The 24,673-nt window shown below is 65.6% G+C and carries 24 protein-coding genes; 20 read left to right on the plus strand and 4 right to left on the minus strand.

Annotated features, from left to right (window positions below):
* The first annotated feature begins 116 nt into the window (after nucleotides 1–116).
* Nucleotides 117–2,432, plus strand: coding sequence for an ATP-binding protein (locus QW881_RS15825; RefSeq protein WP_315756663.1), 2,316 nt, complete (start codon nucleotides 117–119; stop codon nucleotides 2,430–2,432).
* Nucleotides 2,433–2,447: 15 nt separating this feature from the next.
* On the opposite strand, the gene erpA is transcribed toward QW881_RS15825, so the two are convergent.
* The gene (gene erpA, locus QW881_RS15830; RefSeq protein ID WP_315711699.1) at nucleotides 2,448–2,789 is read right to left on the minus strand and encodes an iron-sulfur cluster insertion protein ErpA; all 342 of its coding nucleotides are present in this window, start codon (nucleotides 2,787–2,789) and stop codon (nucleotides 2,448–2,450) included.
* A gap of 110 nt (nucleotides 2,790–2,899) precedes the next feature.
* On the opposite strand from erpA, the gene QW881_RS15835 reads away from it, so the two are divergent.
* The 12 genes from QW881_RS15835 to surE all read left to right on the plus strand — a co-directional run bounded on the left by QW881_RS15835 (nucleotide 2,900) and on the right by surE (nucleotide 15,282).
* Nucleotides 2,900–4,066 (plus strand): deoxyguanosinetriphosphate triphosphohydrolase, encoded by a 1,167-nt coding sequence (locus QW881_RS15835; protein WP_315756662.1) that lies wholly within the window; start codon nucleotides 2,900–2,902, stop codon nucleotides 4,064–4,066.
* 8 nt (nucleotides 4,067–4,074) lie between these two features.
* Nucleotides 4,075–5,871, plus strand: coding sequence for an arginine--tRNA ligase (gene argS / locus QW881_RS15840; RefSeq protein ID WP_315756661.1), 1,797 nt, complete (start codon nucleotides 4,075–4,077; stop codon nucleotides 5,869–5,871).
* A gap of 95 nt (nucleotides 5,872–5,966) precedes the next feature.
* The gene (locus QW881_RS15845) at nucleotides 5,967–7,517 is read left to right on the plus strand and encodes an SPOR domain-containing protein (protein ID WP_315756660.1); all 1,551 of its coding nucleotides are present in this window, start codon (nucleotides 5,967–5,969) and stop codon (nucleotides 7,515–7,517) included.
* 42 nt (nucleotides 7,518–7,559) lie between these two features.
* Nucleotides 7,560–8,588, plus strand: a complete 1,029-nt coding sequence (nagZ, locus tag QW881_RS15850; protein WP_315756659.1) for a beta-N-acetylhexosaminidase — start codon at nucleotides 7,560–7,562, stop codon at nucleotides 8,586–8,588.
* Nucleotides 8,585–9,424, plus strand: a complete 840-nt coding sequence (locus QW881_RS15855) for a ScpA family protein (RefSeq protein WP_315738149.1) — start codon at nucleotides 8,585–8,587, stop codon at nucleotides 9,422–9,424. Before nagZ ends, QW881_RS15855 begins: the two co-directional genes overlap by 4 nt.
* Before the next feature lie 19 nt (nucleotides 9,425–9,443).
* Complete coding sequence (gene scpB, locus QW881_RS15860; protein WP_315756658.1) at nucleotides 9,444–10,532, plus strand: SMC-Scp complex subunit ScpB; 1,089 nt, start codon at nucleotides 9,444–9,446, stop codon at nucleotides 10,530–10,532.
* Between the two features lie 285 nt (nucleotides 10,533–10,817).
* A complete protein-coding gene (locus QW881_RS15865) occupies nucleotides 10,818–11,051 on the plus strand; it encodes a twin-arginine translocase TatA/TatE family subunit (protein ID WP_006614346.1) in 234 nt (77 codons plus the stop codon).
* Between the two features lie 112 nt (nucleotides 11,052–11,163).
* Nucleotides 11,164–11,691, plus strand: a complete 528-nt coding sequence (gene tatB, locus QW881_RS15870; protein WP_315756657.1) for a Sec-independent protein translocase protein TatB — start codon at nucleotides 11,164–11,166, stop codon at nucleotides 11,689–11,691.
* Complete coding sequence (gene tatC, locus QW881_RS15875) at nucleotides 11,688–12,506, plus strand: twin-arginine translocase subunit TatC (RefSeq protein WP_315738146.1); 819 nt, start codon at nucleotides 11,688–11,690, stop codon at nucleotides 12,504–12,506. The genes tatB and tatC overlap by 4 nt, the downstream gene beginning before the upstream one ends.
* A 118-nt stretch (nucleotides 12,507–12,624) precedes the next feature.
* Nucleotides 12,625–13,956 (plus strand): serine--tRNA ligase, encoded by a 1,332-nt coding sequence (serS, locus tag QW881_RS15880; RefSeq protein WP_315756656.1) that lies wholly within the window; start codon nucleotides 12,625–12,627, stop codon nucleotides 13,954–13,956.
* 102 nt (nucleotides 13,957–14,058) lie between these two features.
* Complete coding sequence (locus tag QW881_RS15885) at nucleotides 14,059–14,415, plus strand: hypothetical protein (RefSeq protein WP_315756655.1); 357 nt, start codon at nucleotides 14,059–14,061, stop codon at nucleotides 14,413–14,415.
* A gap of 99 nt (nucleotides 14,416–14,514) precedes the next feature.
* Complete coding sequence (gene surE, locus QW881_RS15890) at nucleotides 14,515–15,282, plus strand: 5'/3'-nucleotidase SurE (protein ID WP_315756654.1); 768 nt, start codon at nucleotides 14,515–14,517, stop codon at nucleotides 15,280–15,282.
* Nucleotides 15,283–15,290: 8 nt separating this feature from the next.
* On the opposite strand, the gene QW881_RS15895 is transcribed toward surE, so the two are convergent.
* On the minus strand, nucleotides 15,291–15,674 hold the full coding sequence (locus tag QW881_RS15895; protein WP_315756653.1) for a response regulator: 384 nt from the start codon (nucleotides 15,672–15,674) through the stop codon (nucleotides 15,291–15,293).
* A 264-nt stretch (nucleotides 15,675–15,938) separates the two neighbouring features.
* On the opposite strand from QW881_RS15895, the gene QW881_RS15900 reads away from it, so the two are divergent.
* Together QW881_RS15900 and QW881_RS15905 are read left to right on the plus strand one after the other, a co-directional pair.
* Entirely contained in the window at nucleotides 15,939–16,586 is a 648-nt protein-coding gene (locus QW881_RS15900) for a protein-L-isoaspartate(D-aspartate) O-methyltransferase (RefSeq protein WP_315756765.1), read from the plus strand.
* Between the two features lie 107 nt (nucleotides 16,587–16,693).
* Entirely contained in the window at nucleotides 16,694–18,136 is a 1,443-nt protein-coding gene (locus QW881_RS15905) for a LysM peptidoglycan-binding domain-containing M23 family metallopeptidase (protein WP_315756652.1), read from the plus strand.
* Between the two features lie 51 nt (nucleotides 18,137–18,187).
* Here the strand turns inward: QW881_RS15905 and QW881_RS15910 are convergent, their stop codons facing one another.
* Entirely contained in the window at nucleotides 18,188–19,204 is a 1,017-nt protein-coding gene (locus QW881_RS15910; protein WP_315756651.1) for an ATP-binding protein, read from the minus strand.
* Nucleotides 19,205–19,407: 203 nt separating this feature from the next.
* Here QW881_RS15910 and yajC point away from each other — a divergent pair, with 203 nt between their 5' ends.
* From yajC to QW881_RS15935, 5 genes are all read left to right on the plus strand, one after another.
* The gene (gene yajC / locus QW881_RS15915; protein ID WP_172108587.1) at nucleotides 19,408–19,776 is read left to right on the plus strand and encodes a preprotein translocase subunit YajC; all 369 of its coding nucleotides are present in this window, start codon (nucleotides 19,408–19,410) and stop codon (nucleotides 19,774–19,776) included.
* Nucleotides 19,777–19,864: 88 nt separating this feature from the next.
* The gene (gene secD / locus QW881_RS15920; RefSeq protein WP_315756650.1) at nucleotides 19,865–21,466 is read left to right on the plus strand and encodes a protein translocase subunit SecD; all 1,602 of its coding nucleotides are present in this window, start codon (nucleotides 19,865–19,867) and stop codon (nucleotides 21,464–21,466) included.
* Nucleotides 21,467–21,474: 8 nt separating this feature from the next.
* Nucleotides 21,475–22,482 (plus strand): protein translocase subunit SecF, encoded by a 1,008-nt coding sequence (gene secF, locus QW881_RS15925; protein WP_315756649.1) that lies wholly within the window; start codon nucleotides 21,475–21,477, stop codon nucleotides 22,480–22,482.
* Nucleotides 22,483–22,532: 50 nt separating this feature from the next.
* Nucleotides 22,533–22,910, plus strand: a complete 378-nt coding sequence (locus QW881_RS15930) for an Mth938-like domain-containing protein (RefSeq protein ID WP_315738136.1) — start codon at nucleotides 22,533–22,535, stop codon at nucleotides 22,908–22,910.
* Complete coding sequence (locus tag QW881_RS15935; protein WP_315756648.1) at nucleotides 22,907–23,770, plus strand: phytoene/squalene synthase family protein; 864 nt, start codon at nucleotides 22,907–22,909, stop codon at nucleotides 23,768–23,770. Before QW881_RS15930 ends, QW881_RS15935 begins: the two co-directional genes overlap by 4 nt.
* Nucleotides 23,771–23,783: 13 nt before the next feature.
* Here QW881_RS15935 and QW881_RS15940 read toward each other — a convergent pair whose 3' ends face one another.
* Nucleotides 23,784–24,476: a TauD/TfdA family dioxygenase gene (locus QW881_RS15940; RefSeq protein WP_315756647.1), complete on the minus strand. Its 693-nt coding sequence runs from the start codon at nucleotides 24,474–24,476 to the stop codon at nucleotides 23,784–23,786.
* Nucleotides 24,477–24,673: the final 197 nt, after the last annotated feature.

The following is a 24,673-nucleotide window of genomic DNA, read 5'->3' on the forward strand; positions in this document are numbered from 1 at the left end:
CAGCCCTGTCAGCGCGCGCGTTCGGAGCTTCCGTAATTCTACGGGCGGGACAATTAACGCGGCTGAAGCAGCCGGTCAGGCATGGCAAGGGATCACAAGGAAGGTTCTGCGCGCTCATGAATTGGCCTGGGGATCCCACGCGCTCGAAGCGAACGGCCGGTGGCAGCCCGCTGGGTGTCTTCTTCCTTTGGATCGGCGGCTTCGGCGCCATCGAGGGTCTCGACGACGAAGCGCTGACCGAGCGCGATCGCCGGCGCATCCGGGCGCGGCAGGTCGATGCCGTCGCGCGCCTCGTCCCCGTGACCATCGGCATCAATTTCGCCAACGCGGCGATCATTCTCGGCGTGTTCTGGAACACCGTCTCCAATCTCTTCCTCATCGCGTGGGGCGCCGCGATCGCCGTGGCCGGCGGCATGGCGCTGCGCGGCTGGTGGCGCGCGCGCAAGTCGCGGCCGCAGGAGGCGTCCGAACGCGCCATCTCCCGGATGACGCTGCAGGCGTTTTTCTTGGCGACCATCTGGGGATCGCTGCCGCTGATCGTGATGCCGCAGGTCGATCCGCATCTGCAGATCATCGTGGGCTCGCTGATGACCGGGATGATCTCCGGAGGCGCGTTCGCGATGTCGAGCGTGCCGCGGGCCGGCCTCGCCTACACCTGGACCCTGATGCTCGCCTCGGTGGGCTCGCTGTTTCTGTGCGGCGGCGCGACCTATCTCGTGCTTGTCGTGTTCCTGCTGCTCTACACCTCGTTCATGGTGCGTCACCTGGTGTCGCACGGCAACGTGTTCCTGGAGAACCTGAAGGCGCAGATCCGGCATGAGCGCCAGAACGAGACGATCTCGCTGCTGCTGAAGGAATTCCAGGAGAACGCCGCGAGCTGGCTGTGGCAGACCGATGCCGAGGGCCGTCTGATCGACGCGCCGCAGCGCTTCGCCGACGTGGCGCAGCTTCCGCTCGATCAGCTCAAGGGCGAGCGGCTGATCGATACGCTGAAATATCTCTGCCCAACGGATACGGCGACGCTTTCGACTCTCGCCGACCGCATGGCAAAGCGGCTGTCGATCCCGGAGATCCTGATCCATGTCGTGGTCGCGGGCGGCGAGCGCCGCCGCTGGGCGCTGACGGCGCGGCCGGCGCGCGACCATGAGGGCAAGTTCGCGGGCTATCGCGGCTTCGGCCGCGACGTCACCGAGCGCTGGCGGGCCGAGCAGGCGGAGGCCGAGAGCCGCGCCAAGTCCGACTTCCTGGCGATGATGAGCCACGAGATCCGCACGCCCATGAACGGCGTGCTCGGGCTCGCCTCGACCCTGCTGGAGACAAAGCTCGACGATGAGCAGCGCCACGCGGTCATGACGATCCGCGAGTCCGGCGACAATCTGCAGCGCATCCTCAACGACATCCTCGATCTGTCCAAGCTCAATGCCGGCAAGCTCGAATTCGAGACGGTGGATTTTTCGCCGGCAGCCCTGGTCGAGGCGGTCACCGCCATCATGGGGGTCAATGCGAAATCGAAGAGCCTGCTGGTCAACGCGGACATCGATCCGAAGCTGCCGCCGGCTCTGAAGGGCGACGTGGCGCGCATTCGCCAGGTCCTGATCAATCTTGCATCGAACGCGGTGAAGTTCACCGAGCGCGGCGGCGTCACCATTGCCGTAGCCTGCCGCACGCGGGACGATCACAAGGCGACGATCGAGTGGCGCGTCTCCGACACCGGCATGGGCATTCCCGCCGATCGCGTCGGCAAGCTGTTCACGGATTTCGCCCAGGCCGATGCGTCGATCAATCGCCGCTTCGGCGGCACCGGGCTGGGGCTCGCGATCTCCCGGCGCATCATCGAGCAGATGGGCGGATCGATTGCGGTGTCGTCGGTACAGGGCGAAGGCTCGACCTTCCGCTTCAGCCTGACCTTGCCGTGGAGCGACAAGCAGGTGTCCGATCAGCGCGCCGACCGTGTCGGCGCCGGCGACCTCAAGGCGCGGATCGGGGCGCTCGGCCGTCCCTTGCGCGTGCTGATCGCCGAGGACGACGCCACCAACCGTATGGTGGTGTCGAAGATGCTGCAGGAGTTCCCGGTCGAGAAATGCATCGTTCCGGATGGCTTGCAGGCGGTGAAGGCGGCCGACGAACAGGAGTTCGATCTGGTGCTGATGGATGTCCGCATGCCGGAGATGGACGGCATCACCGCGACCCGGACCATCCGGGCGAGGGGCGGGCGGCTCGCCGGGCTGCCGATCATCGCGCTGACCGCGAATGCCTTCCCGGACGACATCAAGCAGTGCCGCGAGGCCGGCATGACCGACTTTCTGGCCAAGCCGTTGCGCAAGCCGGCGATGGTGGCGGCGATGCTGAAGGCAATCGGAACGCCCGCACTGAGCGTTGAAGCGCCAACGCTTGCGCCGTCCGACAGCCCTGCCGTTACCGCGAAGGTCTGACCGATACGACGGAGGCTAGACCGAGAAGCTGGTGCCGCAGCCGCAGGATGCGGTGGCGTTGGGATTATTGACCCGGAACGAGGCGCCCATCAGGTCGTCGACGAAATCGACCTCAGAGCCGGCGAGGAACGGCACCGAGGCCGGATCGACCAGCACCACCGCGCGATCGCGCTCGATGACGAGATCGTCGTCCGCCTTGGCGCGGTCGATGTCGAACTTGTACTGGAAGCCGGAGCAGCCACCGCCTTCGACCGAGATGCGCAGCATCGCGCCGGCGCTCTCCTTGCCGAGGATCTCTCCGATGCGGCGGGCGGCGCGTTCGCTGATGGTGACAGGGCCGGTCGAGGCATCAGTCATGGCAATGGGTCTCCGGGAGGCGCGTCATGCCCTATTCATTTGGTGCCGGGCACTCCCCATAGTTAAGTGGGCTCCGCCGAGGAATCAAACCGCAAAAGGAACAATCGCCCGTGTCGGTCGGAATGGCTGCCCCCCGCGCTCCCTATTCCTGCGATCCCGATCGCAGCCGGGGCCGGCTGTTCGCCGAGCCGCCGTCCCGCACCCGCAGTCCTTTCCGCAGGGATTGCGACCGGGTGATCCATTCGACCGCCTTCCGAAGGCTGAAGCACAAGACCCAGGTGTTCGTCTTCCACGAAGGTGACCACTACCGCACCCGTCTGACCCATTCTTTGGAAGTCGCCCAGATCGCCCGCGCGCTCGCCCGCCAGTTCGGCCTCGACGAGGACCTGACGGAGACTCTGGCCCTGGCGCATGATCTCGGCCATCCGCCGTTCGGCCATGCCGGCGAGCGCGCGCTGAACCGCTGCATGGCGGACCATGGCGGCTTCGACCACAATGCCCAGACATTGCGCATCGTCACGTCGTTCGAGCAGCGCTACCCGGATTTCGACGGTCTCAACCTGACTTGGGAATCGCTCGAGGGCATCGTCAAGCACAACGGGCCGTTGCAGGCGCCGATCCCGCCGGGAATTACCGAGTTCAACGCCCGGTTCGACCTGGAACTGTGGAGCTACGCCTCGCTCGAGGCCCAGGTCGCGGCGCTGGCGGACGACATCGCCTATGATGCCCACGACATCGACGACGGGCTGCGCGCCGGCCTGTTCACGGTCGACGACCTCAAGGAGATTCCGTTGCTCGCGGCGATGATCGCCGAGATCGACCGCCAATATCCGGCGCTCGATCCGATCCGGCGCGGCGCCGAGCTGGTGCGCGAGCTGATCTCTTACCTGATCGCAGCCGTGGCGGCCGAGACCGAGCGCCGGATCGCGCGCGCGCAGCCGATGTCGCCTCACGACATCAGGCGGCACAGCGGGCCGCTGGTGGCATTTCCGGCCGATGTGGCCGAGCACGAGGCGACCATCAAAGGGTTTCTCTGGCAGCGGATGTACCGCCATGAGCGGGTGATGCGGGTGATGCGCGATGCCGAGCGCATCGTCGCCGACCTGTACGGCCGCTACCATGTGGACGGTTCGACGCTGCCCGTGGGCTGGCTGGACGGTTGCGAGGGCGAGGGTGATCGGGCTCGCCGCATCGGCCACTTTATCGCCGGAATGACGGACCGTTTCGCCTTAACGGAGCACCACCGGCTTTTTGACTCGACTCCGGATTTGCGTTAGGCGGCGGCATGGTCGAACAAGCTTCCACCCCTTACCTTTTTGCCGACATGCTCGCGCGTGTCCACGCCATCTGCGCCGCGCTCGCCAAGCAGGGCGGCTGGCCCGAGGGCATCGATTTTTCGCGCGTGGTGGTCGAGCCGCCGCGCGATCCGAGTCACGGCGACATGGCCACCAATGCGGCGATGGTGCTCGCCAAGGAGGCGAAGGCCAAGCCGCGCGATCTCGCCGAGCAGATCGCCGAACGTCTGCGGGCCGACGAACTCGTCGCCAAGGTCGACGTCGCCGGTCCCGGCTTTATCAATCTGACGCTTCAGCCGGTGGTCTGGGCGCAAGCGCTCGGCACGATCCTGCGCGAAGGCGCTGCCTACGGCTGCGTCGCACCGGTGCCCGGCGCGCCGAAGGTGAACGTCGAGTACGTGTCGGCCAATCCGACCGGGCCGATGCATGTCGGACACTGCCGCGGCGCCGTGTTCGGCGATGCGCTATGCAGCCTGCTGCAGTTCGCCGGGCGCGACGTCACGCGCGAGTACTACATCAACGACGCCGGCGCGCAGGTCGACGTGCTCGCGCGCTCCGCCTTCCTCCGATATCGCGAGGCGCTCGGCGAGGATATCGGCGCGATTCCGGATGGGCTCTATCCCGGCGACTATCTCAAGCCGGTCGGGCAGGCGCTCGCGAGCGAGCACGGCGACAAGCTCAAGGCGCTCGCTGAGACCGAGTGGCTGCCGATCGTACGCGACAAGGCGATCGCGATGATGATGGCCGAGATCAAGGACGATCTCGCCGCGTTGAACATCCGTCATGACGTGTTCTTTTCGGAGCGCTCGCTGATTGCAGGTAGCACCAACAAGGTTGCCGACACGATCGAGTTCCTGCGCGAGCGGGGCGACGTGTATGAAGGCCGTCTGCCGCCGCCAAAGGGCGCGCCGGTGGAGGATTGGGAGGATCGCGAGCAGCTCCTGTTCCGCGCCACCGCCTATGGCGACGACGTCGATCGTCCACTGATCAAGTCGGACGGCAGCTACACCTATTTCGCCTCCGACATTGCCAACCACCGGCACAAGTTCGAGCGCGGCTTCGCCGACCTGATCGACGTATTCGGCGCTGATCACGGCGGCTACATCAAGCGCATGCAGGCAGCGGTGAAGGCCGTCACCGCTGCGCAGGCAGTACTCGACGTCAAGGTCGTGCAGCTCGTCAAGCTGTTGCGCAATGGCGAGCCGGTGAAGATGTCGAAGCGCTCTGGCGACTTCGTCACCTTGCGGGAAGTTGTTGATGAAGTGGGGCGTGATGCGGTCCGTTTCATGATGCTCTACCGCAAGAACGACGCCGTGCTCGATTTCGACCTTGCCAAGGTGATCGAGCAGTCGCGCGACAATCCCGTGTTCTACGTCCAGTACGGCCACGCGCGAGGGCATTCGATCTTCCGCAATGCCCGGGAAAGCCTGCCCGAATTGCCGGAGGCGGAGGGCGCGCGACTCGCGTTCCTGGCGCAGGCGAATCTCGAAAAACTATCCGACCCGGCTGAACACGACCTCTTGAAACGGCTGGCGCTGTACCCACGTACGGTTGAGAGCGCGGCCGTAGCGCATGAGCCGCACCGGATCGCCTTCTACCTATATGAACTTGCAAGCGAATTTCACGCCCTCTGGACGCGGGGGCGGGATTTGCCCTATTTACGCTTCATTATCGATGATGATGCAGAATTGACCAAGGCACGTTTGGCCATGGTTCAGGGCGTCGTCTCGGTTCTGGCGTCGGGACTTGCGATCTTGGGCGTTAATGCTCCTGATGCAATGCGCTGATTGGGGGAAACACACGACTTCAGTTGGGGGCCTCAATCTGGCAGGGTCCGCCTTAGGACGCATATGCGGCTCACCCGCAGGGACGCTTCATCACGATGGCTGATCGTTACCAGGACAGACCCTTTCCCGCTGATGGTTTTGGCCGTGGTGGAAACCAGCAGGCCGATGCCGATCCGCTCGCCGAACTCGCTCGCCTGATCGGGCAGAACGATCCTTTTGCCGCGTCGGGCCGGGCAACTCCGCAATCTCAGCCGCGTCCGATGGTGCGCCCCGCCGCGCCCGCGCCAGAACAGCCGGTTCCCGGCATGCCGCCTGCTGGCGCTCCGGCCTGGATGCAACGTGCCCAGCCTGCCGCCGCCAACCCCTTCGCCGACATCGGCCGCGAGCCGCCGCAGCCGGCGCCGGCACCGCCGGCCTTTCCGGCGGGCTATCAGGATCCGCGCGGCCAGCCGGGCTTCCCGGACCAGGATTTCGCGCCCGCGCCCGCTCCCCGGCAGCAGCAGGGTTATCCGAACGCGGAGTTCGCCGACCAGCTGTCCAAGCTCGACTACAGCGTCGGGGAGTCGCGCCACGGGTTCGCCGAAAACGACCGCGACTACAACCGCGACAACGGCTTCGATGACAACGAGCCGGACTCCTCGCGCTATGATGATGCGCTGTTCGGGCAGATGGGCTCGGGACAGCAGGGGTTTCAGGGCGACAACGATTTCCAGGACGGCCAATACGGCTATCAGGACGGCTACGACGAGAGCGAGGAAGAGGAGCGGCCGCGGCGGCGCAGCGGCATGAGCACCGTGCTCGCGGTGTTGACCCTTGCGGTGGTCGGCACCGGCGGCGCCTATGGCTACAAGACCTACATCTCGTCCGGCCGTACCGGCGAGCCGCCGATCATTCGCGCCGACAACAGTCCGACCAAGATCATGGCCCAGCAGGATCCGACGCCGAAGGTGCCCGATCGCCTGCTCGGCAATGACGGCGGCGAGAAGCTGGTGTCCCGCGAGGAGACGCCGATGGATCTGAACGTCCGCGGCGGCAATCCGCGCGTGGTGTTCCCGCAAATGAACCAGAATGCGGCTCCGCCGCCGGTCAGCGCCGGGGCGGCCCCGATGTCGCAAATGGCCAACGCCAATGGCATTTTGCCCAACAGTGATCCGCGTCCGATCAAGACGCTGTCCGTGACGGGGGGCAATCAGGCCGCCGCGGTCGATCCGCCGATGCCGGCGACGCCTGCAACCAAGCCGGCGGCGACGCAGAAGGGCCGCAAATCGGCGGCCAACGCCAACGCGTCGGCCGCCAACGACAGTCCGATGCCGCTGACACCGCAGGCCGCCGCACCGGCGCGCATCGCCGCGGCCGTGCCGGTCACCGAGCAGACCCAGAATGATCGTACCGGCGGCTATCTGGTCTCGATCTCGTCGCAGGCCAGCGAGGCGGAGGCGATGTCGTCCTACAAGGCGGTGCAGGACAAGTACGGCGCCGTGCTTGGCAAATATGAGCCGATCATCAGGCGGATGGATCTGGGTGAGAAGGGCGGTGTCAGGTACCGCGCAGCCGTCGGGCCCTTCGCGACGAAGGAAGAGGCCAATAAGATGTGCGGATCGTTGAAAACTGCTGGCGGACAGTGTTTCCCGTTTAGCAACCAGTAAGGCTTGCTTGACCGCCCCCGAGGCGGGGTCTATGCGGCCCGCATGACCATGCGGGCTTTCATTACCGGCATCTCCGGGCCTGATCTTACCGACGCCGAGCGCGCGTTCATCCGCGAGTTCAGGCCCTGGGGCTTCATCCTGTTCAAACGCAACGTCCAGTCACCCGCCCAAGTGACTGCACTGGTTGAGGAATTAAGGACCTGCGTCGGCCGCGCCGACGCTCCAGTGCTGATCGACCAAGAGGGTGGCCGGGTGCAGCGGCTGGGGCCGCCGCATTGGCCGGCCTATCCCGCCGGCGTGGTGTTCGACCGTCTCTACGACCTTGATTCGGCCGCGGGCCTCCGTGCCGCTTGGCTCAGCGCCCGCCTGATCGCCGACGACCTGCTCAAGCTCGGCATCACCGTGGATTGCCTGCCGCTCGCAGACGTCCCTGTTGCCGGCGCCGATGCCGTGATCGGGGATCGGGCCTATGGCACGACGCCAGAAAAGGTGGCGGCGATCGCCCGGGCGGTGACGGAGGGGCTGGAGCAGGGCGGCGTGCTGCCGGTGCTGAAGCACATTCCGGGGCATGGCCGTGCCACCGCCGACACCCATTTCCGGCTGCCGACCGTGGACACGCCGGAAGCCGAACTCGACGCAACCGATTTCGCCGCCTTCAGGCCGCTGGCCGACCTCCCGATGGCGATGACTGCACATGTTGTGTTTAGCGCGATCGACGCCGCCCATCCGGCCACGACTTCTGCGACAATGATCGAACGGGTGATTCGCAAACGGATCGGGTTCCAGGGTTTGTTGATGAGTGATGACGTTTCCATGAACGCATTGGCCGGATCGATCGCCGAGCGCACGCGTGCGATCGTGGCGGCCGGCTGCGACATGGTTCTTCACTGCAACGGCAGACTGGACGAGATGCAGGCGGTCGCGGCCGAGACGCCGGAGCTGGCCGGCCAGGCTCTGGTTCGCGCCGATCGTGCGCTTGCGGCGCGCAAGGCACCCACAGGCTTCGATCGTGACGCCGCGCGCGGCGAGCTCGACGCCTTGATCAACCGGCTGGGACCCGCTAGCGCATGACCGCTGAAATTCTGTCGTTTGAAACCGGCCGGCCCACCACGGAGCTGGCCGAGGCCGAACCGGCGTTGGTCGTCGACGTCGAGGGCTACGAGGGCCCGCTCGACCTGCTGCTCGCGCTGGCGCGGCAGCAGAAGGTCGACCTCGCCAAGATCTCGATCCTGGCGTTGGCCGACCAGTATCTCCAGTTCATCGAGGCCGCGCGCAAGATCCGGCTCGAGCTTGCAGCCGACTACCTCGTGATGGCGGCTTGGCTCGCCTTCCTGAAGTCGCGCCTCCTGTTGCCCGAGCCGCCAGCGCAGGAAGGGCCGAGCGCCGAGGAGATGGCGACCGCGCTCGCCAACCGGCTGCGCCGCCTGGAGGCGATCCGCGAGGCCGCCAATCGTCTGATGAATCGTCCGCAGTTCCAGCGCGACGTGTTTCCCCGCGGCAATCCGGAAGAAATCGCGGAAGTCCGCCGCCCCAAGTTCACAGCCACCCTGTTCGACCTGCTGTCGGCCTACGCCATTCAGCGGCAGGCACGTGTCGTGACATCCGTTCATATGGCCAAGCGCACCGTCTGGTCGCTCGCCGAGGCGCGCGCGTCGCTCGAACGGCTCGTCGGCATGACCGAGGTGTCGGACGACTGGGGATGTCTCGACGACTATCTGCTGAGCTACGTCGCCGAGCCGGCCCAAAAGGCTACCGTCTTCGCATCGAGCTTTGCGGCCGTGCTGGAGCTGGTCCGCGAAGGGCAGCTCGAGCTGAACCAGAAGCAGGCGTTCGCGCCGCTGTATTTTCGTAAGCGTCCACCGATCCAGCCCGGCGCCATGGCTGCGCCGGACTTGACGGTTGAGTAACGAAGAAGGAGACCCTGCCATGGCAAGCTTGGCGGAACTGCGCATGGAAGAGCCCGACGAGATCGCGACGAGCGAGCCCGAGGTGCGCCCCGAAGAGTTGCGCATCCTCGAGGCACTCTTGTTTGCCTCGGCCGAGCCGCTCGAGCAGGCCACGCTTGCCAAGCGAATGCCTGAAGGTGTCGATATCAAGGCCGCGTTGGCGCAACTGCAGGCGGAATACGCCAATCGCGGCGTCAACCTCGTGCGCGTCGCCAACAAGTGGACCTTCCGTACCGCCGGTGATCTCGCCTGGCTGATGACGCGCGAGAGCACCGAAACGCGCAAGCTGTCACGCGCGGCGATCGAAGTTCTGGCCATCGTTGCCTATCACCAGCCGGTGACGCGTGCCGAGATCGAAGAGATCCGCGGCGTCGTCACCTCCAAGGGAACGTTGGACGTTCTGTTGGAGACCGGCTGGATCAAGCCACGCGGGCGCCGCAAGACCCCGGGCCGTCCGCTGACCTTCGGCACCACCGATGCGTTCCTGGCCCAGTTCAGCCTGGAGACCCTGGGCGATCTGCCTGGCCTGGAAGAGCTGAAGGGCACGGGCCTGCTGGATTCTCGCCTGCCGACCGGCTTCACCGTCCCGACGCCATCGGACGATCCGACGCTCCGGGAGGACGAGGAGCCGCTGGATCCGGGCGATCTCGATCTGGCGCTTGCGCCGGCGGTCGAGGCCGAATCTGGCGAGGCCGAAGCCGCGGAAGACGAAACGGCCGAGATGGAAACGGTCGCAGCCGACACGGCTGCGGCCGAGGTCGCCGAAGGCCAGATGGCGACCGCCGAGGCCGCTGTTCGGGACGACACCTCGTCGCAGGTCGCCATTGGCGATCTGGAACTGCCGGGCGCCGATGCGGAAACCGAGATCACCGAGGTGGACTTGGCCGTCGAGGAGATCGAGGTCGGGCCGGACGACGGGGCCGTTATCGAACTCGTCGAGCTGTCTGCCGACGCTGACGCTCAGTTAGACGACGAGGCCGAGGCCGAGGTCGACGCGGCGGATGAGGAGATCGACGCGGCCGATGACGCGCACGACCGCGATACCGACGACGACGGCTCGCCGCATTAAAACTAGCGGCCGGGGCTGTTAACACTCGCGTTATTGCGTAGGTCCGGCCTCGATTTGTCGGACCTTAAGTGCTTGTTTTTGGAGGCGTTGGCGCCTACCTTCCGCCCAGATCGGGCTGTCCGCGCGCTATTTTCGGCCAGTGACAGGCCGCGTTCGTGTTGCTGTTTCGCAATCGAATGCTAGAAGCGAAGTGTCGCGGTCAAGTCCATGGATATGGCGCGGTTTCGGCGGTAGCGTCGACGGGCAGTCGGGTGAAGGCTGCGCCGGTGTTTGGAGGGTTGCAGGATGGGTTCGCTTAGCATTTGGCACTGGATCGTCGTGATCGCGGTCGTCCTGCTGTTGTTCGGGCGCGGCAAGATTTCCGATCTGATGGGCGACGTCGCGCAGGGCATCAAGGCGTTCAAGAAGGGCATGCAGGACGACGACAAGGCGCCGGAGAAGACCGAGCCCGTCAAGTCGATCGATCACGGCGCCACGCCTTCGGCCACCCGCACGGATGTCGGCAGCAAAGCCGTTTGATCTGCGCGTGAAAGGCGCGGGCGGCGCGCTCCCGCAGGGACGGCACCGGGACCTGTTCGGACAGGTCCGGGCAGGCGGGATCAGAGGCGTCGTCGCGTAGGCGGATTGTTTCATGTTCGATATCGGCTGGAGTGAGCTGCTCGTCATTGGGGTCGTCGCGTTGATCGCGATCGGTCCCAAGGAGCTTCCGGGCGTCCTGCGCATGGTCGGGCAATGGATCGGCAAGGCGCGCCGGATGGCCTCGGAGTTCCAGGGCCAGTTCCAGGAGGCGATGCGCGAAGCGGAGATGGCCGACCTCAAGAAGAGTTTCGATGAGGTCCGCGAGGCGGCCAGCGGTTTCACCCCGACCGGCGTGATTTCCTCGTTGCAGCGCGACGTCGACAAGGCTCTCGATATCGAGGGGATCGACAAGTCCGCCGAGCCGGCACCCGCATCGGATGTCGCTGCTGCTTCGCCCGAGCCTGCTATGATGACCCCGACCACCCCCGAACCTCCAGTGGCCGAGACCTTCGTGGAGGCTGAAGTCCATCAATCCGTGGGCGAGCCGCTGGCGATCGTGCGTGAAATCAAGCCCGAGCCGCAGCCAGAAATGTCTGCGTCAGCAGAAGCTGAACGTCTGAAGGACGCCAAAGCGTCATGACCGTCGAAGATATCGAGGCCAGCAAGGCCCCGTTGATGGATCACCTGATCGAGCTGCGGTCGCGGCTGATCAAGGCACTGCTCGGCTTCGGCGTGGCCTTCATCTTCTGCTTCTTTTTCGCCAAGCAGATCTACAACATCCTGGTGCTGCCGTTCGTCTGGGTGGCAGGGGCCGAGAACAGCAAGTTCATCTACACCCAGCTGCTCGAATATTTCATCACGCAGCTCAAGCTCGCGATGTTCGGCGCCGGTTTCATCTCGTTCCCGATCATCGCGACGCAGATCTACAAGTTCGTGGCGCCGGGGCTGTATCGCCACGAACGCAATGCTTTCCTACCCTACTTGATAGCGACCCCCGTCTTCTTCGTCCTCGGCGCCATGCTGGTCTATTTTGCGGTGTGGCCGATGATCGTGCGCTTCTCACTGGGCATGCAGCAGCTCGGCGGCCCCGAGACGGCGCAAATCGCGCTGATGCCCAAGGTCGGCGAATATCTGTCGCTGATGATGTCGCTGATCTTCGCCTTCGGCATCGCGTTCCAGCTGCCGGTGATCCTGACCCTGCTTGGTCGCATCGGCATCGTGACCTCGCAGATGCTGAAAGAGAAGCGGCGCTATTTCATCGTCATCGCCTTCATCATCGCCGCCGTGCTGACGCCGCCGGACGTGCTGAGCCAAGCGTCCTTGGCGATCCCGCTGCTGGCCCTCTACGAAGGCGCCATCATCGCGGTGGGGATCGTCGAGAAGCAAGCGGCTGCGAAGTCGGGCTCCGGCACGTCGTCCGGCTCCGGCAATCTGCCCAGCAATCCGGCCGAGTAGGGCCGGGCTTCCCGCCCGGCCTGGCCTGTTCCCATCCGCTGCCATTCGCGGTAGTGCAAGCCGGCCCGTGACCCCGGGCGACTCGCCGAGATCTTTTCGTCTCCAGGACCGAACGACCATGCACGACATCAAATCGATCCGCGACAATCCGCAAGGTTTCGATGCGGCGCTGACGCGCCGGGGTCTGTCGCCCCAGTCGTCGCAGCTGCTCGCCATCGACGAGCGGCGTCGCGCTGCGATCCTGGCGTCCGAGCAGGCGCAGGCGCGGCGCAACGCCGCCTCCAAGGAAATCGGCGAGGCCAAGAAGGCCAAGGACGACGCGCGCGCATCGGCGCTGATGGAGGAGGTCGCCAAGCTCAAGACCACCATGCCAGAGCTCGAGGCGGCCGCGAAGCAGGCGGATGAGGAGCTGGCGCGCGAGCTCTCGGCGATTCCCAATTTGCCGCTCGACGAGGTGCCGGACGGCAAGGACGAGCACGACAATGTCGAGCGCCACATGTTCGGCGCCCGGCGCAACTACGCCTTCGCGCCGAAGCCGCATGATGATCTCGGTGCGGCTCTTGGCACCATGGACTTCGAGTCGGCTGCGAAGCTGTCGGGCGCGCGCTTCGTCGTGCTGAAGAGGGGCCTGGCGCGGCTCGAGCGCGCGCTCGGGCAGTTCATGCTCGATCTTCATACCAATGAGCACGGCTACACCGAGATCAATCCGCCGCTGCTGGTACGCAACGACGTCATGTTCGGTACGGGCCAATTGCCGAAATTCGAGGACGACCAGTTCTGGGCCGTGAAGGGCGAGCTGATTGCAGAGCCGGATGAGCGCCTCAAGACCGAGCGGCTCGGTCTCATTCCAACTGCCGAGGTGGCCCTGACCAACCTGGTGCGCGAGTCCATCGTCGACGAGAAGGAGTTGCCGATGCGGCTCACGGCGCTGACGCCATGCTTTCGCGCCGAGGCGGGCGCGGCCGGTCGCGACACCCGCGGCATGATCCGTCAGCATCAGTTCACCAAGGTCGAGCTGGTGTCGATCACGACGCCGGAGACCAGCAAGGACGAGCATGAGCGCATGCTGGCCTGCGCCGAGGAAGTGCTGCGCCGGCTCGATCTGCACTATCGCGTCATCACGCTGTGCACCGGCGACATGGGCTTCTCCTCGCAGAAGACCTACGACATCGAGGTATGGATGCCCGGGCAGGGCGATGGCGGCGCCTTCCGCGAGATCTCCAGCTGTTCGGTGTGCGGCGACTTCCAGGCACGCCGCATGGATGCACGCTATCGCGGAAGCGACGGCAAGCCGCGCTTCGTGCACACATTGAACGGCTCGGGCACGGCAGTCGGCCGCGCGCTGATCGCAGTGATGGAGACCTATCAGCAGGCCGACGGCTCGATCGCCGTCCCCGATGTGCTGCAGCCCTATATGGGCGGCCTCAAGGTGGTGGCCGCGGAGCCATAGCGCCGCGGCAAATTGCATCCGCCCAGGTCGCCGCCATTGCGTGGGCGCCGACGGGTCGTATCCTCGGTTCTGTTCAGCAATTGCTTTTCAGATACCGGCATCATGGCTCTGCATCGGGATATTTTCTGGATCGGACGGCAATGGGCCGTCACCGGCTCCGGCATCCAGGCGGTCGACCAGCGCCTGAAGGGAGCATTCGACATCGATCGTGCAGCGGTGTGGAATGATGGCCCGCCGGAGGCCCTGCGCCATCAGGCCTGGTTCAACGCTGCTGATTTCGACAAGGCGCTGGGTGTTGCGCGAGCCCGGTTTTCGGCGCCGCCGCTGGCCGAGTCCGCTGTGCCGGCGCCGGTCCCTCCGCCAGCGTCCCATGTGTCCGTCACCCCCGCCGCGTCGCTCCGGCTGGGTACGCGAGGGAAGCTCGCCAGGTTCCTGCCGCAGTGGCGGATTCGGCCCTGAACCACTGCCGAACCCGGCTCGAGGCGGCGGGTTTGCCTCGATGTCGTGCAGCAGATAAGACACCGCGGCAATCGTCTTGAACGGGATGGAAAGGTGGCCATGCGGATTCTCTGCACCAATGACGACGGAATCCATGCGCCGGGTCTGAAGGTGATCGAGGAGGTCGCGCGCGCCCTGTCCGACGACGTCTGGATCGTGGCTCCCGAACTGGACCAGAGCGGCGTGTCCCATTCGCTCTCGCTCAATGACCCCTTGCGGCTGCGCGAGGTCGGTCCGCGGCATTTCGCGGTGCGCGGCACGCCGACCGACTGTATCATCATGGGGGCCCGTCATATCCTGGGGGCGAAGCTGCCCGACGTGGTGCTGTCGGGCGTCAACAAGGGCCGTAACGTTGCCGAGGACGTCGTCTATTCGGGCACCATCGCCGGCGCGCTCGAAGGCACCATTCTCGGCTTGCCGTCGTTCGCCCTGTCGCAGGAATTCAGCGTCGCAACGCGTGACAAGCCGTCCTGGGACACCGCGCTCAAATTCGGCCCGCAGATCGTGCGCAAGGTGCTCGAAGCCGGCGTACCGAGGAACACGGTGATCAACGTCAACTTCCCAGCCTGTGCGCCGGAAGAGGTCAGGGGCGTCGTGGTCACCCGCCAGGGCAAGCGCAATCTCGGCTTCTTGAAGGTCGACGAGCGTCGCGACGGCCGCGGCAATCCCTATTTCTGGATCGGCTTCGACCGCGCTGCCTCGCTCGACGTGCCCGACGAGGGGACGGACCTCGCGGCCCTCGCGGCGCACTACGTGTCAGTGACTCCGCTTCGCCTGGATCGCACGGACGAGGCGTTCTCCGGCAAGCTCAGCGACATTCTGAGCTGAAGCGCCGTCTACCCCTGTGGCGCAGCGCCACGCAGCGCATGGTCGATCGCCTTTCCGAGCGTCTCGAGCTGGAACGGCTTCTGCAGGGCCGGCCGGTCGCGATATTCCTCCGGCAATCCCGACGAGCCGTAGCCGGTTGCGAAGATGAAGGGCCGGTTGCGCGCCTTGATGAGATCGGCCACCGGCGAGATGACCTTGCCGTTGACGTTGACGTCGAGAATGGCGACGTCGAAAAAGGTGCTCTCGGCCAGCCGCATCGCTTCGCCGATTTCGCCGGCCTCGGCCGCGACGGTATAGCCGAGCTCCTCGAGCATGTCGGCCACCATCATCCGGATCATGACTTCGTCTTCAACCAGAAACACAGAGCCGCGCGGCGGCCGCGGTGCAGTCATGATGTCAGTCCTTGCCCATACCCGATTTGACGCTCGCAAATAACGGCTTATGGCGCAACGTCAACAATGTCATCTTTCACCGCCGTGCGGCGTGGGCAGGCTCGCCCATAAGGTGAACGAACCGGACCCGACTTGGTTCCTCGTGCGGAACGCGGTCGTCGTTGGGACCATGTCGGTGCGTAGTTGCGACGTGTGCGCGGAAATTCGGTGCGCAACCCTCGCCCGGCAGGTAAATTGCCCACGAGCCCACCAACCGACATCCCGATGCCCCCAGCCGCTCCTCCCGAGAAAATGATGTTTCAGCTGACCCTGCGTCGGCGGGGGATCAGCGATCAGGCGGTGTTGCGTGCGATGGAGGAGGTGCCGCGGGAGGAGTTCGTTCTGCCGGCCGACCGCCCGGACGCCTATCGCGACAGCGCGATGGCGATCGCTTGCGGGCAGACCATCAGCCAGCCGTTCGTCGTGGCCTACATGACCGAACAGCTCAAGCTGCAAAAGACCCACCGCGTGCTCGAAATCGGCACCGGGTCCGGATATCAGGCCGCGATCCTGTCCCGGCTTGCGGCTCATGTCCTGACGGTGGAGCGCTTCCGGACATTGGCCGACAAGGCCAGGGAGCGGCTGGAGAAGCTCGCCTGCTTCAATGTCGAGGTCCTGCTCGGCGATGGCTACGCGCTGCCGCCGGGGGGCGGCCAATTCGGTCGCATCATCGTGACGGCGGCGATGGACGAGATTCCCCAGAGCCTGCTCGACCGGCTGGAGCCGGACGGTATCCTGATCGCCCCGGTCGGGCCGCAACACGGGGTGCAGACGCTCGTCAGGATCACGCGAACGGGCGATCGTTTCGACCGAAAAGAGCTCGTCGACGTACGATTTGTGCCGGCAATTCCGGGGATTGCGCGCGAACTTTAAACGTGCGGATCAGCAGGCCGCGCAACGCTTTATTCGCGGCTTAAGCGCTTATTTACCGCGGCTGTGTTTACTCGAATTCGTTGTTTGTTGCGTACGAGTGAGTAACCATGCCCACTACCGTCGAGTTGCTTCGCTCGCGCCGCCTGCCGCAGGTTGCGGCATTGGCGCTGATGTCGTTCGGCGTCGCCGGCTGCAGCGCCGACATGTCGACGCGGCTGTCGCAGACGCAAAACCCGTTTTCAAACCCCTTTGCATCCGATTCCACGGGGTCGGTGCAGGCGCAGCCGCCCCGGCAGCACCAGCCCTACACGCCCGCTCCGGCGCCGGCGCCGGCCTACTCGTCCTCGGCGCTGCCGCCCCCGGCGGTCGGGGCTCCGCAATCCTATCCGGCCGGCGGCGGTGCGGGAGGCGTATCCTCGGGCGGGCGCGGCGTCGCATCCTATGCGCCACCTGCTGCGGTCCCCGTGGCTGCGCCCCCGGTCGCTGCACCCCAATCCTATGCACAGCCGGCGCATTCCTATGCTCCGCCGACCCAGCCGCGCCTCGAGACCACCGGCACCGTGCCGCCGCGCTCGGTCGCCGCCGCGCGTCCCGCCAGCGGCACCAAGATCATCGTCGGCACCAGCGATACGCTCGACATCCTCGCCAAGCGCTATCGCGTGACACCGGCTGAGATCCTGGCTGCGAACGGCTACAAGGGCCCGCGCGCGTTGTCGCCGGGCCAGCAGCTGATCATTCCGCATCCCGGCACGGTCGCGGCTGCGCCCTCGGCCCAGCCCGTTGCTGCGGCGCCAATGGTTGCGCCGAAGCCGGTGGCGGCCGCAGCACCGTCCACCGTCCATTTCGTCAACCGTGGCGAGACACTCGCCAGCATTGCCCGCCAGAATCATCTGACGGCGGCTGAGCTCGCCCGCGCCAACAATCTCGATCAGGCTTCGCCGCTCAAGCTCGGGACCAGGCTGACCGTCCCTGGCAGGGCCGTGGCGGCAGCTGCGCCGGTGGCTCCGGTCGCAACCGTTCCCCAGGCGGTTGCGACCGTGCCGGCGCCAGCGCCCACAACGCGGGTCGCGACGGCCGCCGGTCCGGTCCAGACCGCCCGTCTGGCCCAGGCCAATCCGGCACCCGAGAAGGAGGAGGAGCCGGCGCGGCCGGCCGAGACCACCAGCTCGCTGCCGACATTCCGCTGGCCGGCGCGCGGCAAGGTGATCACGAGCTATGGCGCCAAGACCAACGGCAAGTCCAATGATGGCATCAACATCGCCGTGCCCGAGGGCACCCCGGTAAAGGCGGCCGAAGATGGCGTCGTCGCCTACGCCGGCAATGAACTGAAGGGCTATGGCAATCTGGTCCTGGTGCGGCATTCCAACGGCTACGTCACCGCATATGCCCATGCGAGTGAGCTGATGGTGAAGCGCGGTGATCCGATCAAGCGCGGCCAGGTCATTGCCAAGTCGGGTCAATCGGGAGAAGTCGGATCGCCGCAGCTCCACTTCGAGATCCGCAAGGGATCGTCTCCGGTTGACCCGCTGCAATTCCTCAACGGGGCGTGAGGTCCGGTCGTTTGACCTCACGCAATCGTGGACGACACGGGGCCGCGCAGATTACTGCGCGGCTTTTTGCGTTGTCAGCCGCACGCCGAGGCGGCCCGCCAGATCTTGCGTGAACTGCCACGCGACGCGGCCCGAGCGCGAGCCGCGCGTGGTGGCCCATTCCAGCGCCTCGCGCTCCAACTGATCCTCGGCGACCGCGATGCCGAAATGGCTGCAATAGCCTTTGACCATCGCGAGGTACTCGTCCTGGCTGCAGCGGTGGAAGCCGAGCCACAGTCCGAAGCGGTCGGACAGCGACACCTTCTCCTCGACCGCTTCGCCCGGATTGATCGCGGTCGAGCGCTCGTTCTCGATCATGTCGCGCGCGAGCAGGTGGCGCCGGTTCGAGGTGGCGTAGAGAATGACGTTCTCGGGGCGGCCCTCGATGCCGCCTTCGAGCACGGCCTTCAGCGACTTGTAGGACGCGTCATTGCCGTCGAACGACAGGTCGTCGCAGAACACGATGAAGTGGAACGGCGCGGCACGCAGGATGTCCATCAGCGCGGGCAGGCTCTCGATGTCCTCGCGATGAATCTCGATCAGCTTGAGCCGGTCCGCCGGCTTGCGGGCGACATTGATGCTGGCATGGGCGGCCTTGACCAGCGATGACTTGCCCATGCCGCGCGCGCCCCACAACAACGCGTTGTTGGCCGGCAGGCCGTTGGCGAAGCGCTCGGTGTTCTCGATCAGGATGTCGCGCATCCGGTCGATGCCCTTGAGCAGGTCGATCTCGACACGGCTGACGCGCGGCACCGTCGAGAGCCGGCCGTCCGGATGCCAGACGAAGGCGTCGGCCGCGTTGAGGTCCAATGCCGGCCCGGCACCCGCATGGGTTGTTGCCAGATGCGTCGCAATGGCTTCCAGCGCACGGGCGATGCGCTCGGCGATGTGGTCGGGAGCAGGGCCGGCGGGACGTTTTGCCGCGACCTTCGCCGGCTTTTGCGCTGCGGGCTTGGAGCTTTTTTGGAGACGTCTGACGACGGTTTGGGCGGGACTGCGGGACGGGGCTTTGGCTGGTTTTTTCGACATGCTGCAAGTTCCTGATGGGGCAGCCATATCGGGCCTCGCCCGCCGCCGCAAGCGGGGCGAAATGAAGGGGCGGGGCGCCTTGCTATTGGGACTGCTGCCGCTATATTCCGCGCGAAATTCGCAAGAGGCCGGCCCGCGCCGAGACAAGCGTGGTTCGCCGGCTATTCCCGTCTCACCGGGCGCTGCCCACGAGGATCGACCACATGCTGATCACCCCTGCCTATGCCCAGGCCGCCGGCGCTGGCGACACCAACAGCATGCTGATGTCGCTGCTGCCGTTCGCGCTGATCTTCGTGATCATGTATTTCCTGATCCTGCGGCCGCAGCAGAAGAAGGTCAAAGAGCACGCCGACCTCGTCAAGAACGTCCGCCGCGGCGACACGATCGTGACCCAGGGCGGTCTGGTCGGCAAGGTCACCAAGGTCGTCGATGACGACCAGGTCGAGTTCGAGATCGCCGACGGCATTCGCGTGCGCCAGATGCGCCAGATGATCACGGGCGTCCGCACCAAGGGCGAGCCCGCGAAGGCAGATGCAAAGGACGACAAGAAGGACGAGAAGGCCGCGAGCTGATCGCCGGCCTGGCCAGTCGAACGCCGGCCGTCGCTCTTTGTGATGTTCTGATTTTTCGGGCCGGCTGCGGCCCTTACGGACAACCTCCATGTTGTATTTCACGCGGTGGAAGGCGCTGGGCATCATTCTCACGGCGCTCGTCGTGTGCCTGTGCGCGGTGCCTAACTTCTTCTCCGAAGCGACGGTCAAGACCTGGCCGGCCTGGGCGCAGCGCCGGCTGGTGCTCGGCCTCGACCTGCAGGGCGGCTCCTATCTGCTGCTCGAGGTCGATTCCAACTACATCAAGAAGGAGCGGCTCGATGCCGTGCGCGACGACGTTCGCCGCACGCTGCGCGATGCCAAGATCGGCTATACCGGATTGGTGAGCCGGGGTGATGGGGTCGAGGTCCGGATCACCAAGGAAAGCGACACGGGAACTGCGATCTCCAAGCTGCGCGATCTCTCACAGCCGCTCGGCGGGCTACTCGGCTCCAGCGGCCAGCGCAGCCTCGAAGTCAGCGATGCCGGCGGCGGACTGGTCCGGCTGACGATCCCGCCGGCGGCCATCACCGAACGCATCCGCCAGACCATCGAGCAGTCGATGCAGATCGTCGAGCGCCGCGTCAACGAGCTCGGCACCGTGGAGCCGGTGATCCAGCGCCAGGGCAACGACCGCATCCTGGTGCAGGTGCCGGGCTTGCAGGATCCAACGCAGCTCAAGAACCTGCTCGGGCGCACGGCCAAGATGGAATTCCGGATGGTCGATACGTCCGTGCCGGCGGATCAGGCGGTGCAGGGAAGGGTGCCGCCGGATTCCGAGGTGCTCCAGAGCGCATCGCCACCCAACCAGCCCTATGTCGTGAAGAAGCAGGTGCTTGTCTCCGGCGGTGATCTCTCCGATGCGCAGACCGGCTTCGACCAGCGCACCAACGAGCCGATCGTCACCTTCCGCTTCAACTCGGCCGGCTCGCGCAAGTTCGCGCAGGCCACGACCGAGAATGTCCAACAGCCGTTCGCCATCGTCCTCGACAACAAGGTGATCTCGGCGCCGGTCATCCGCGAGCCGATCACCGGCGGCTCCGGCCAGATCTCCGGCAATTTCACCGTGCAGTCCGCCAACGAGCTCGCGATTCTGCTGCGCGCCGGCGCGCTGCCGGCGCCGCTCACGGTCATCGAGGAGCGTACCGTCGGTCCGGGCCTCGGCGCCGATTCGATCGCCAAGGGCGAGCTCGCATCCTATGTCGGCTCGATCCTCGTCATCGTGTTCATGCTCGTGACCTACCGGCTGTTCGGCGTGTTCGCCAACATCGCCGTGGTGGTCAACGTTGCGATGATCTTCGGCGTGCTGTCGCTGTTGAATGCGACGCTGACGCTCCCGGGCATCGCCGGCATCGTGCTGACGGTCGGCATCGCGGTGGACTCCAACGTGCTGATCTATGAGCGCATCCGCGAGGAGCTGCGCGGCGGCCGCAATGCCATTTCGGCGATCGACGCCGGCTTCAAGCGCGCATTGGCGACCATCCTCGACTCCAATATCACCACATTCATCGCCGCAGCCGTGCTGTTCTACATCGGCACCGGCCCGGTGCGCGGCTTTGCCGTGACGTTGGGCATCGGCATTCTCACCACGGTCTTCACCGCCTTCACGCTCACCCGCCTGATTGTGGCGGCCTGGGTGCGGTGGAAGCGGCCGCAAAGCGTGCCAATCTAGGAGCTACTGTGACATACTGGGTTCTCATCGGGCTTGGCATCCTGATCGCGGTGCTGACGGTGGTCAGCGCGCTCGGCCTGCTGCCGTCGCTGCGCATCGTTCCCGACGACACGCATTTCGATTTCACGCAGTTCCGCCGCATCAGCTTCCCGATCTCGGCGGCGCTGTCGATCCTCGCGATCGTGCTGTTTTTCACCCATGGCTTGAACCTTGGCATCGATTTCCGCGGCGGCACCTTGCTCGAGGTGCGCGCCAAGTCCGGCACCGCCGACATCGCGGCGATGCGCGCGACGCTGGCGACCCTCGGTCTGGGCGAGGTGCAGCTGCAGCAGTTCGGCGGGCCGGCGGGGGTTCTGATCCGTGTTGCCGAGCAGCCGGGCGGCGACGCCGCCCAGCAGGAGGCGGCCAACAAGGTCAAGTCGGCGATCGGCGATTCCGTCGAGTATCGCCGGGTCGAGGTGGTGGGTCCGCGCGTTTCTGGCGAGTTCCTAGCCGTCGGCATGCTCGGCCTGATGCTCGCGATCGTCTCGATTCTGATCTATCTCTGGTTCCGGTTCGAGTGGCAGTTCGCGCTCGGTGCCATGATCGCCAACGTCCACGACATCGTGCTGACGATCGGCTTCATGTCGATCAGCCAGGTCGATTTCGACCTCACCAGCATTGCGGCGCTGCTGACCATTCTCGGCTATTCGCTCAACGACACCGTCGTCATCTACGACCGTATCCGCGAGATGTTGCGGCGCTATAAGAAGATGCCGATGCCGCAGCTGCTCAACGAATCGATCAACTCGACCTTGTCGCGCTCGATCATCACGCACGTCACGGTGACCCTGGCGCTGCTGGCGCTGCTTTTGTTCGGCGGCCCTGCGATCCACAGCTTCACCGCGGTGATGATGTTCGGCGTGGTGCTGGTCGGCACCTACACCTCGATCTTCATCGCCGCGCCGATCCTGATCTATCTCGGCGTCGGAGCCGTTCGGGGTGATCAGGCCGACGAGCCGAAGAAGAGGCCTTGATCGGGACTTGAGCCGTTGGACCCGAATCGGGGCTGAGAGGTTGGTCTCGCATGGCAACTGACGCTCCGCATTTCCCGCGGTCCGCGCCGATCGACGGTTATGGCAAAGGCGGCTTCGCCTTTGCCGGCATGTCGCATCGCGGCTCGCTGCTGTGCCTGCCGGATTCGATCTGGGCCTGGGACGTCACCCAGCCGAGCCAGATCGACCGCTACGCGTTGCAGCGCGTTTTCGACGCAGCCAACAAGATCGACACACTGATCGTGGGGACCGGAAACGATGTCTGGATCCCGCCGGCACCGCTGCGCGCGGCCTTGCGGGGCGTGAACGTCGTGCTCGATGCGATGCAGACCGGTCCCGCGATTCGCACCTACAACGTCATGATCGGCGAGCGGCGGCGGGTGGCGGCAGCGCTCATCGCCGTCCCATGAGCGAGGCCAGCGCCAACAGCGACGCCGCGTTCTGTGCGAGCCTCGTTCGGGAGCATGATTTCGACCGCTACGCCTCGACGCTGTTCATGGCGCCCGAGCACCGGCGTGCGCTGTTGTCGCTATACGCATTCAACGTCGAGGTCAGCCGCATTCGAGATCTCGTGTCGCAGCCGCTGCCGGGCGAGGTCCGCCTGCAGTGGTGGCACGACACGCTGACGGGTCATGAACATGGCGGCGCGGAGGGAAATCCCGTTGCAGCCGAATTGCTGCTCACCGTGCAGCGCTTCGCGCTTCCGGTCGAGCGGCTGACGCGCCTGATCGATGAGCATCAGTTCGATCTCTACAACGATCCGATGCCGACGATGGCGGCGCTGGACGGCTATCTCGGCGACACGCGCGGCGCGCTGTTCGCGCTGGCGGCACAGATCACTGCGCCGCCGTTTGCGGAGGCGGATCACCTCGCGCACCATGCCGGCATCGCGCAAGGGTTGCTCCAGGTGATCGCATCGCTGCCGCGCGATGCCGCCCACCGGCAGCTCTATGTCCCGCTCGATCTCCTCGCGCGCCATGGTGTCAGCCAGGAGGAGATGTTCGCAGGCAAGGCGTCATCGGCGATCCAGGATGTGATCATGGACCTGCGCGGGCAGGCCCGGCAGCATCTCGATCACACCCTCGAGCTGGCGCGTCAGGCGCAGCCGGCGGTGCGGCCTGTTCTGTTGCCGCTGGCGCTAGTCCGGCGCGACCTCGCGCGGGCCGATCGCCGCACCGACGATCCGTTTCAGCTGCAACCCCGCTCGCGCCTTGCGACGTTGTGGACGCTGTGGCGCGCTGCGAGGACGGCGAGTTTTGGCGCGCGCTGACGCTCTCGCGGGCTCAAGCCGAGGGCATCGTATTCCAGAGTGGCGGGCTGTGAAGGAGTCTCGGCATGTCCGGCGGCTCGTGCCGGTGGATCGTGCAGCGGGTGTCCCAGACGACGAGATCGCCGGGCCGGCAGGTGTGGGCCCAACTGAGCTCGGGCCGCTCGGCAAGCTGCCAGAGATCGTCGAGCAGCGCATCCGATTCGTCCTGCTCGAGACCGACGACACAGGAATGGCGGCGCTGCCCAAGCGCGAGCATCGCTCGGCCCGTATCGGAGTGATTGCCGACCAGCGGATGCACGGGGCCTGCGACGATGGTGCGACGGCCATCATCGGCGGTGTCGCTCGCGACATGACGGACCTTCAGATGAGCGACGCGGCTGCGCAGCGCCGGCGAGAGCGCGTCATAAGCGGCGTAGAGGCTGCAGAACGACAGTCTGCCGCCCAGCAAGCTGCCGGGGGAGTTGTAAAATAGATCCGCGTGACCGAAGCGACGACTGAAGGCCGCGATGTCACGCTCACCAAGACGCTGGCCGCGCACGAGCAGGACCTGGTGCTTGAGCAGCGCGCGCATGAACGAGGCGAACGCCCAATCGTCGAAGGATCTGAGATCGACATTGCAGACCTCGGCACCGAGAGTCTTTCCCGTCGGGATGACCTGGATGAGGCTGCTTTCGGCGCTTCGAGCAACGTTGCTTCTGAGACTCACTTGCGTCATCTCCCAAGTTTCACCAGCGCCTGCAAATCAACCATCGTAATTTGTCGGGGGTGTTTCGGCTCGGAGGCAATTCGCGGAAGGATCGCGGCACGATCTGGCGATTGTCGGCACACTCTGCCGTTCTGAGTCGGAAATTGGACGCTTCAAGGCGACGCGCGAGGAAATATCCAGCAACCTGCAACTCATTC

Source organism: Bradyrhizobium sp. SZCCHNS3016 (assembly GCF_032484535.1).
GTDB lineage: Bacteria > Pseudomonadota > Alphaproteobacteria > Rhizobiales > Xanthobacteraceae > Bradyrhizobium.

Coding starts and splice junctions, on each gene's coding strand:
- QW881_RS15825 (WP_315756663.1), top strand. CDS start 117: ATGAATTGGCCTGGGGATCCCACGCGCTCGAAGCGAACGGCCGGTGGC.
- erpA (WP_315711699.1), bottom strand. CDS start 2,789: ATGACTGATGCCTCGACCGGCCCTGTCACCATCAGCGAACGCGCCGCC.
- argS (WP_315756661.1), top strand. CDS start 4,075: ATGGTCGAACAAGCTTCCACCCCTTACCTTTTTGCCGACATGCTCGCG.
- QW881_RS15845 (WP_315756660.1), top strand. CDS start 5,967: ATGGCTGATCGTTACCAGGACAGACCCTTTCCCGCTGATGGTTTTGGC.
- nagZ (WP_315756659.1), top strand. CDS start 7,560: ATGACCATGCGGGCTTTCATTACCGGCATCTCCGGGCCTGATCTTACC.
- QW881_RS15855 (WP_315738149.1), top strand. CDS start 8,585: ATGACCGCTGAAATTCTGTCGTTTGAAACCGGCCGGCCCACCACGGAG.
- scpB (WP_315756658.1), top strand. CDS start 9,444: ATGGCAAGCTTGGCGGAACTGCGCATGGAAGAGCCCGACGAGATCGCG.
- QW881_RS15865 (WP_006614346.1), top strand. CDS start 10,818: ATGGGTTCGCTTAGCATTTGGCACTGGATCGTCGTGATCGCGGTCGTC.
- tatB (WP_315756657.1), top strand. CDS start 11,164: ATGTTCGATATCGGCTGGAGTGAGCTGCTCGTCATTGGGGTCGTCGCG.
- tatC (WP_315738146.1), top strand. CDS start 11,688: ATGACCGTCGAAGATATCGAGGCCAGCAAGGCCCCGTTGATGGATCAC.
- serS (WP_315756656.1), top strand. CDS start 12,625: ATGCACGACATCAAATCGATCCGCGACAATCCGCAAGGTTTCGATGCG.
- QW881_RS15885 (WP_315756655.1), top strand. CDS start 14,059: ATGGCTCTGCATCGGGATATTTTCTGGATCGGACGGCAATGGGCCGTC.
- surE (WP_315756654.1), top strand. CDS start 14,515: ATGCGGATTCTCTGCACCAATGACGACGGAATCCATGCGCCGGGTCTG.
- QW881_RS15895 (WP_315756653.1), bottom strand. CDS start 15,674: ATGACTGCACCGCGGCCGCCGCGCGGCTCTGTGTTTCTGGTTGAAGAC.
- QW881_RS15900 (WP_315756765.1), top strand. CDS start 15,939: ATGCCCCCAGCCGCTCCTCCCGAGAAAATGATGTTTCAGCTGACCCTG.
- QW881_RS15905 (WP_315756652.1), top strand. CDS start 16,694: ATGCCCACTACCGTCGAGTTGCTTCGCTCGCGCCGCCTGCCGCAGGTT.
- QW881_RS15910 (WP_315756651.1), bottom strand. CDS start 19,204: ATGTCGAAAAAACCAGCCAAAGCCCCGTCCCGCAGTCCCGCCCAAACC.
- yajC (WP_172108587.1), top strand. CDS start 19,408: ATGCTGATCACCCCTGCCTATGCCCAGGCCGCCGGCGCTGGCGACACC.
- secD (WP_315756650.1), top strand. CDS start 19,865: ATGTTGTATTTCACGCGGTGGAAGGCGCTGGGCATCATTCTCACGGCG.
- QW881_RS15930 (WP_315738136.1), top strand. CDS start 22,533: ATGGCAACTGACGCTCCGCATTTCCCGCGGTCCGCGCCGATCGACGGT.
- QW881_RS15935 (WP_315756648.1), top strand. CDS start 22,907: ATGAGCGAGGCCAGCGCCAACAGCGACGCCGCGTTCTGTGCGAGCCTC.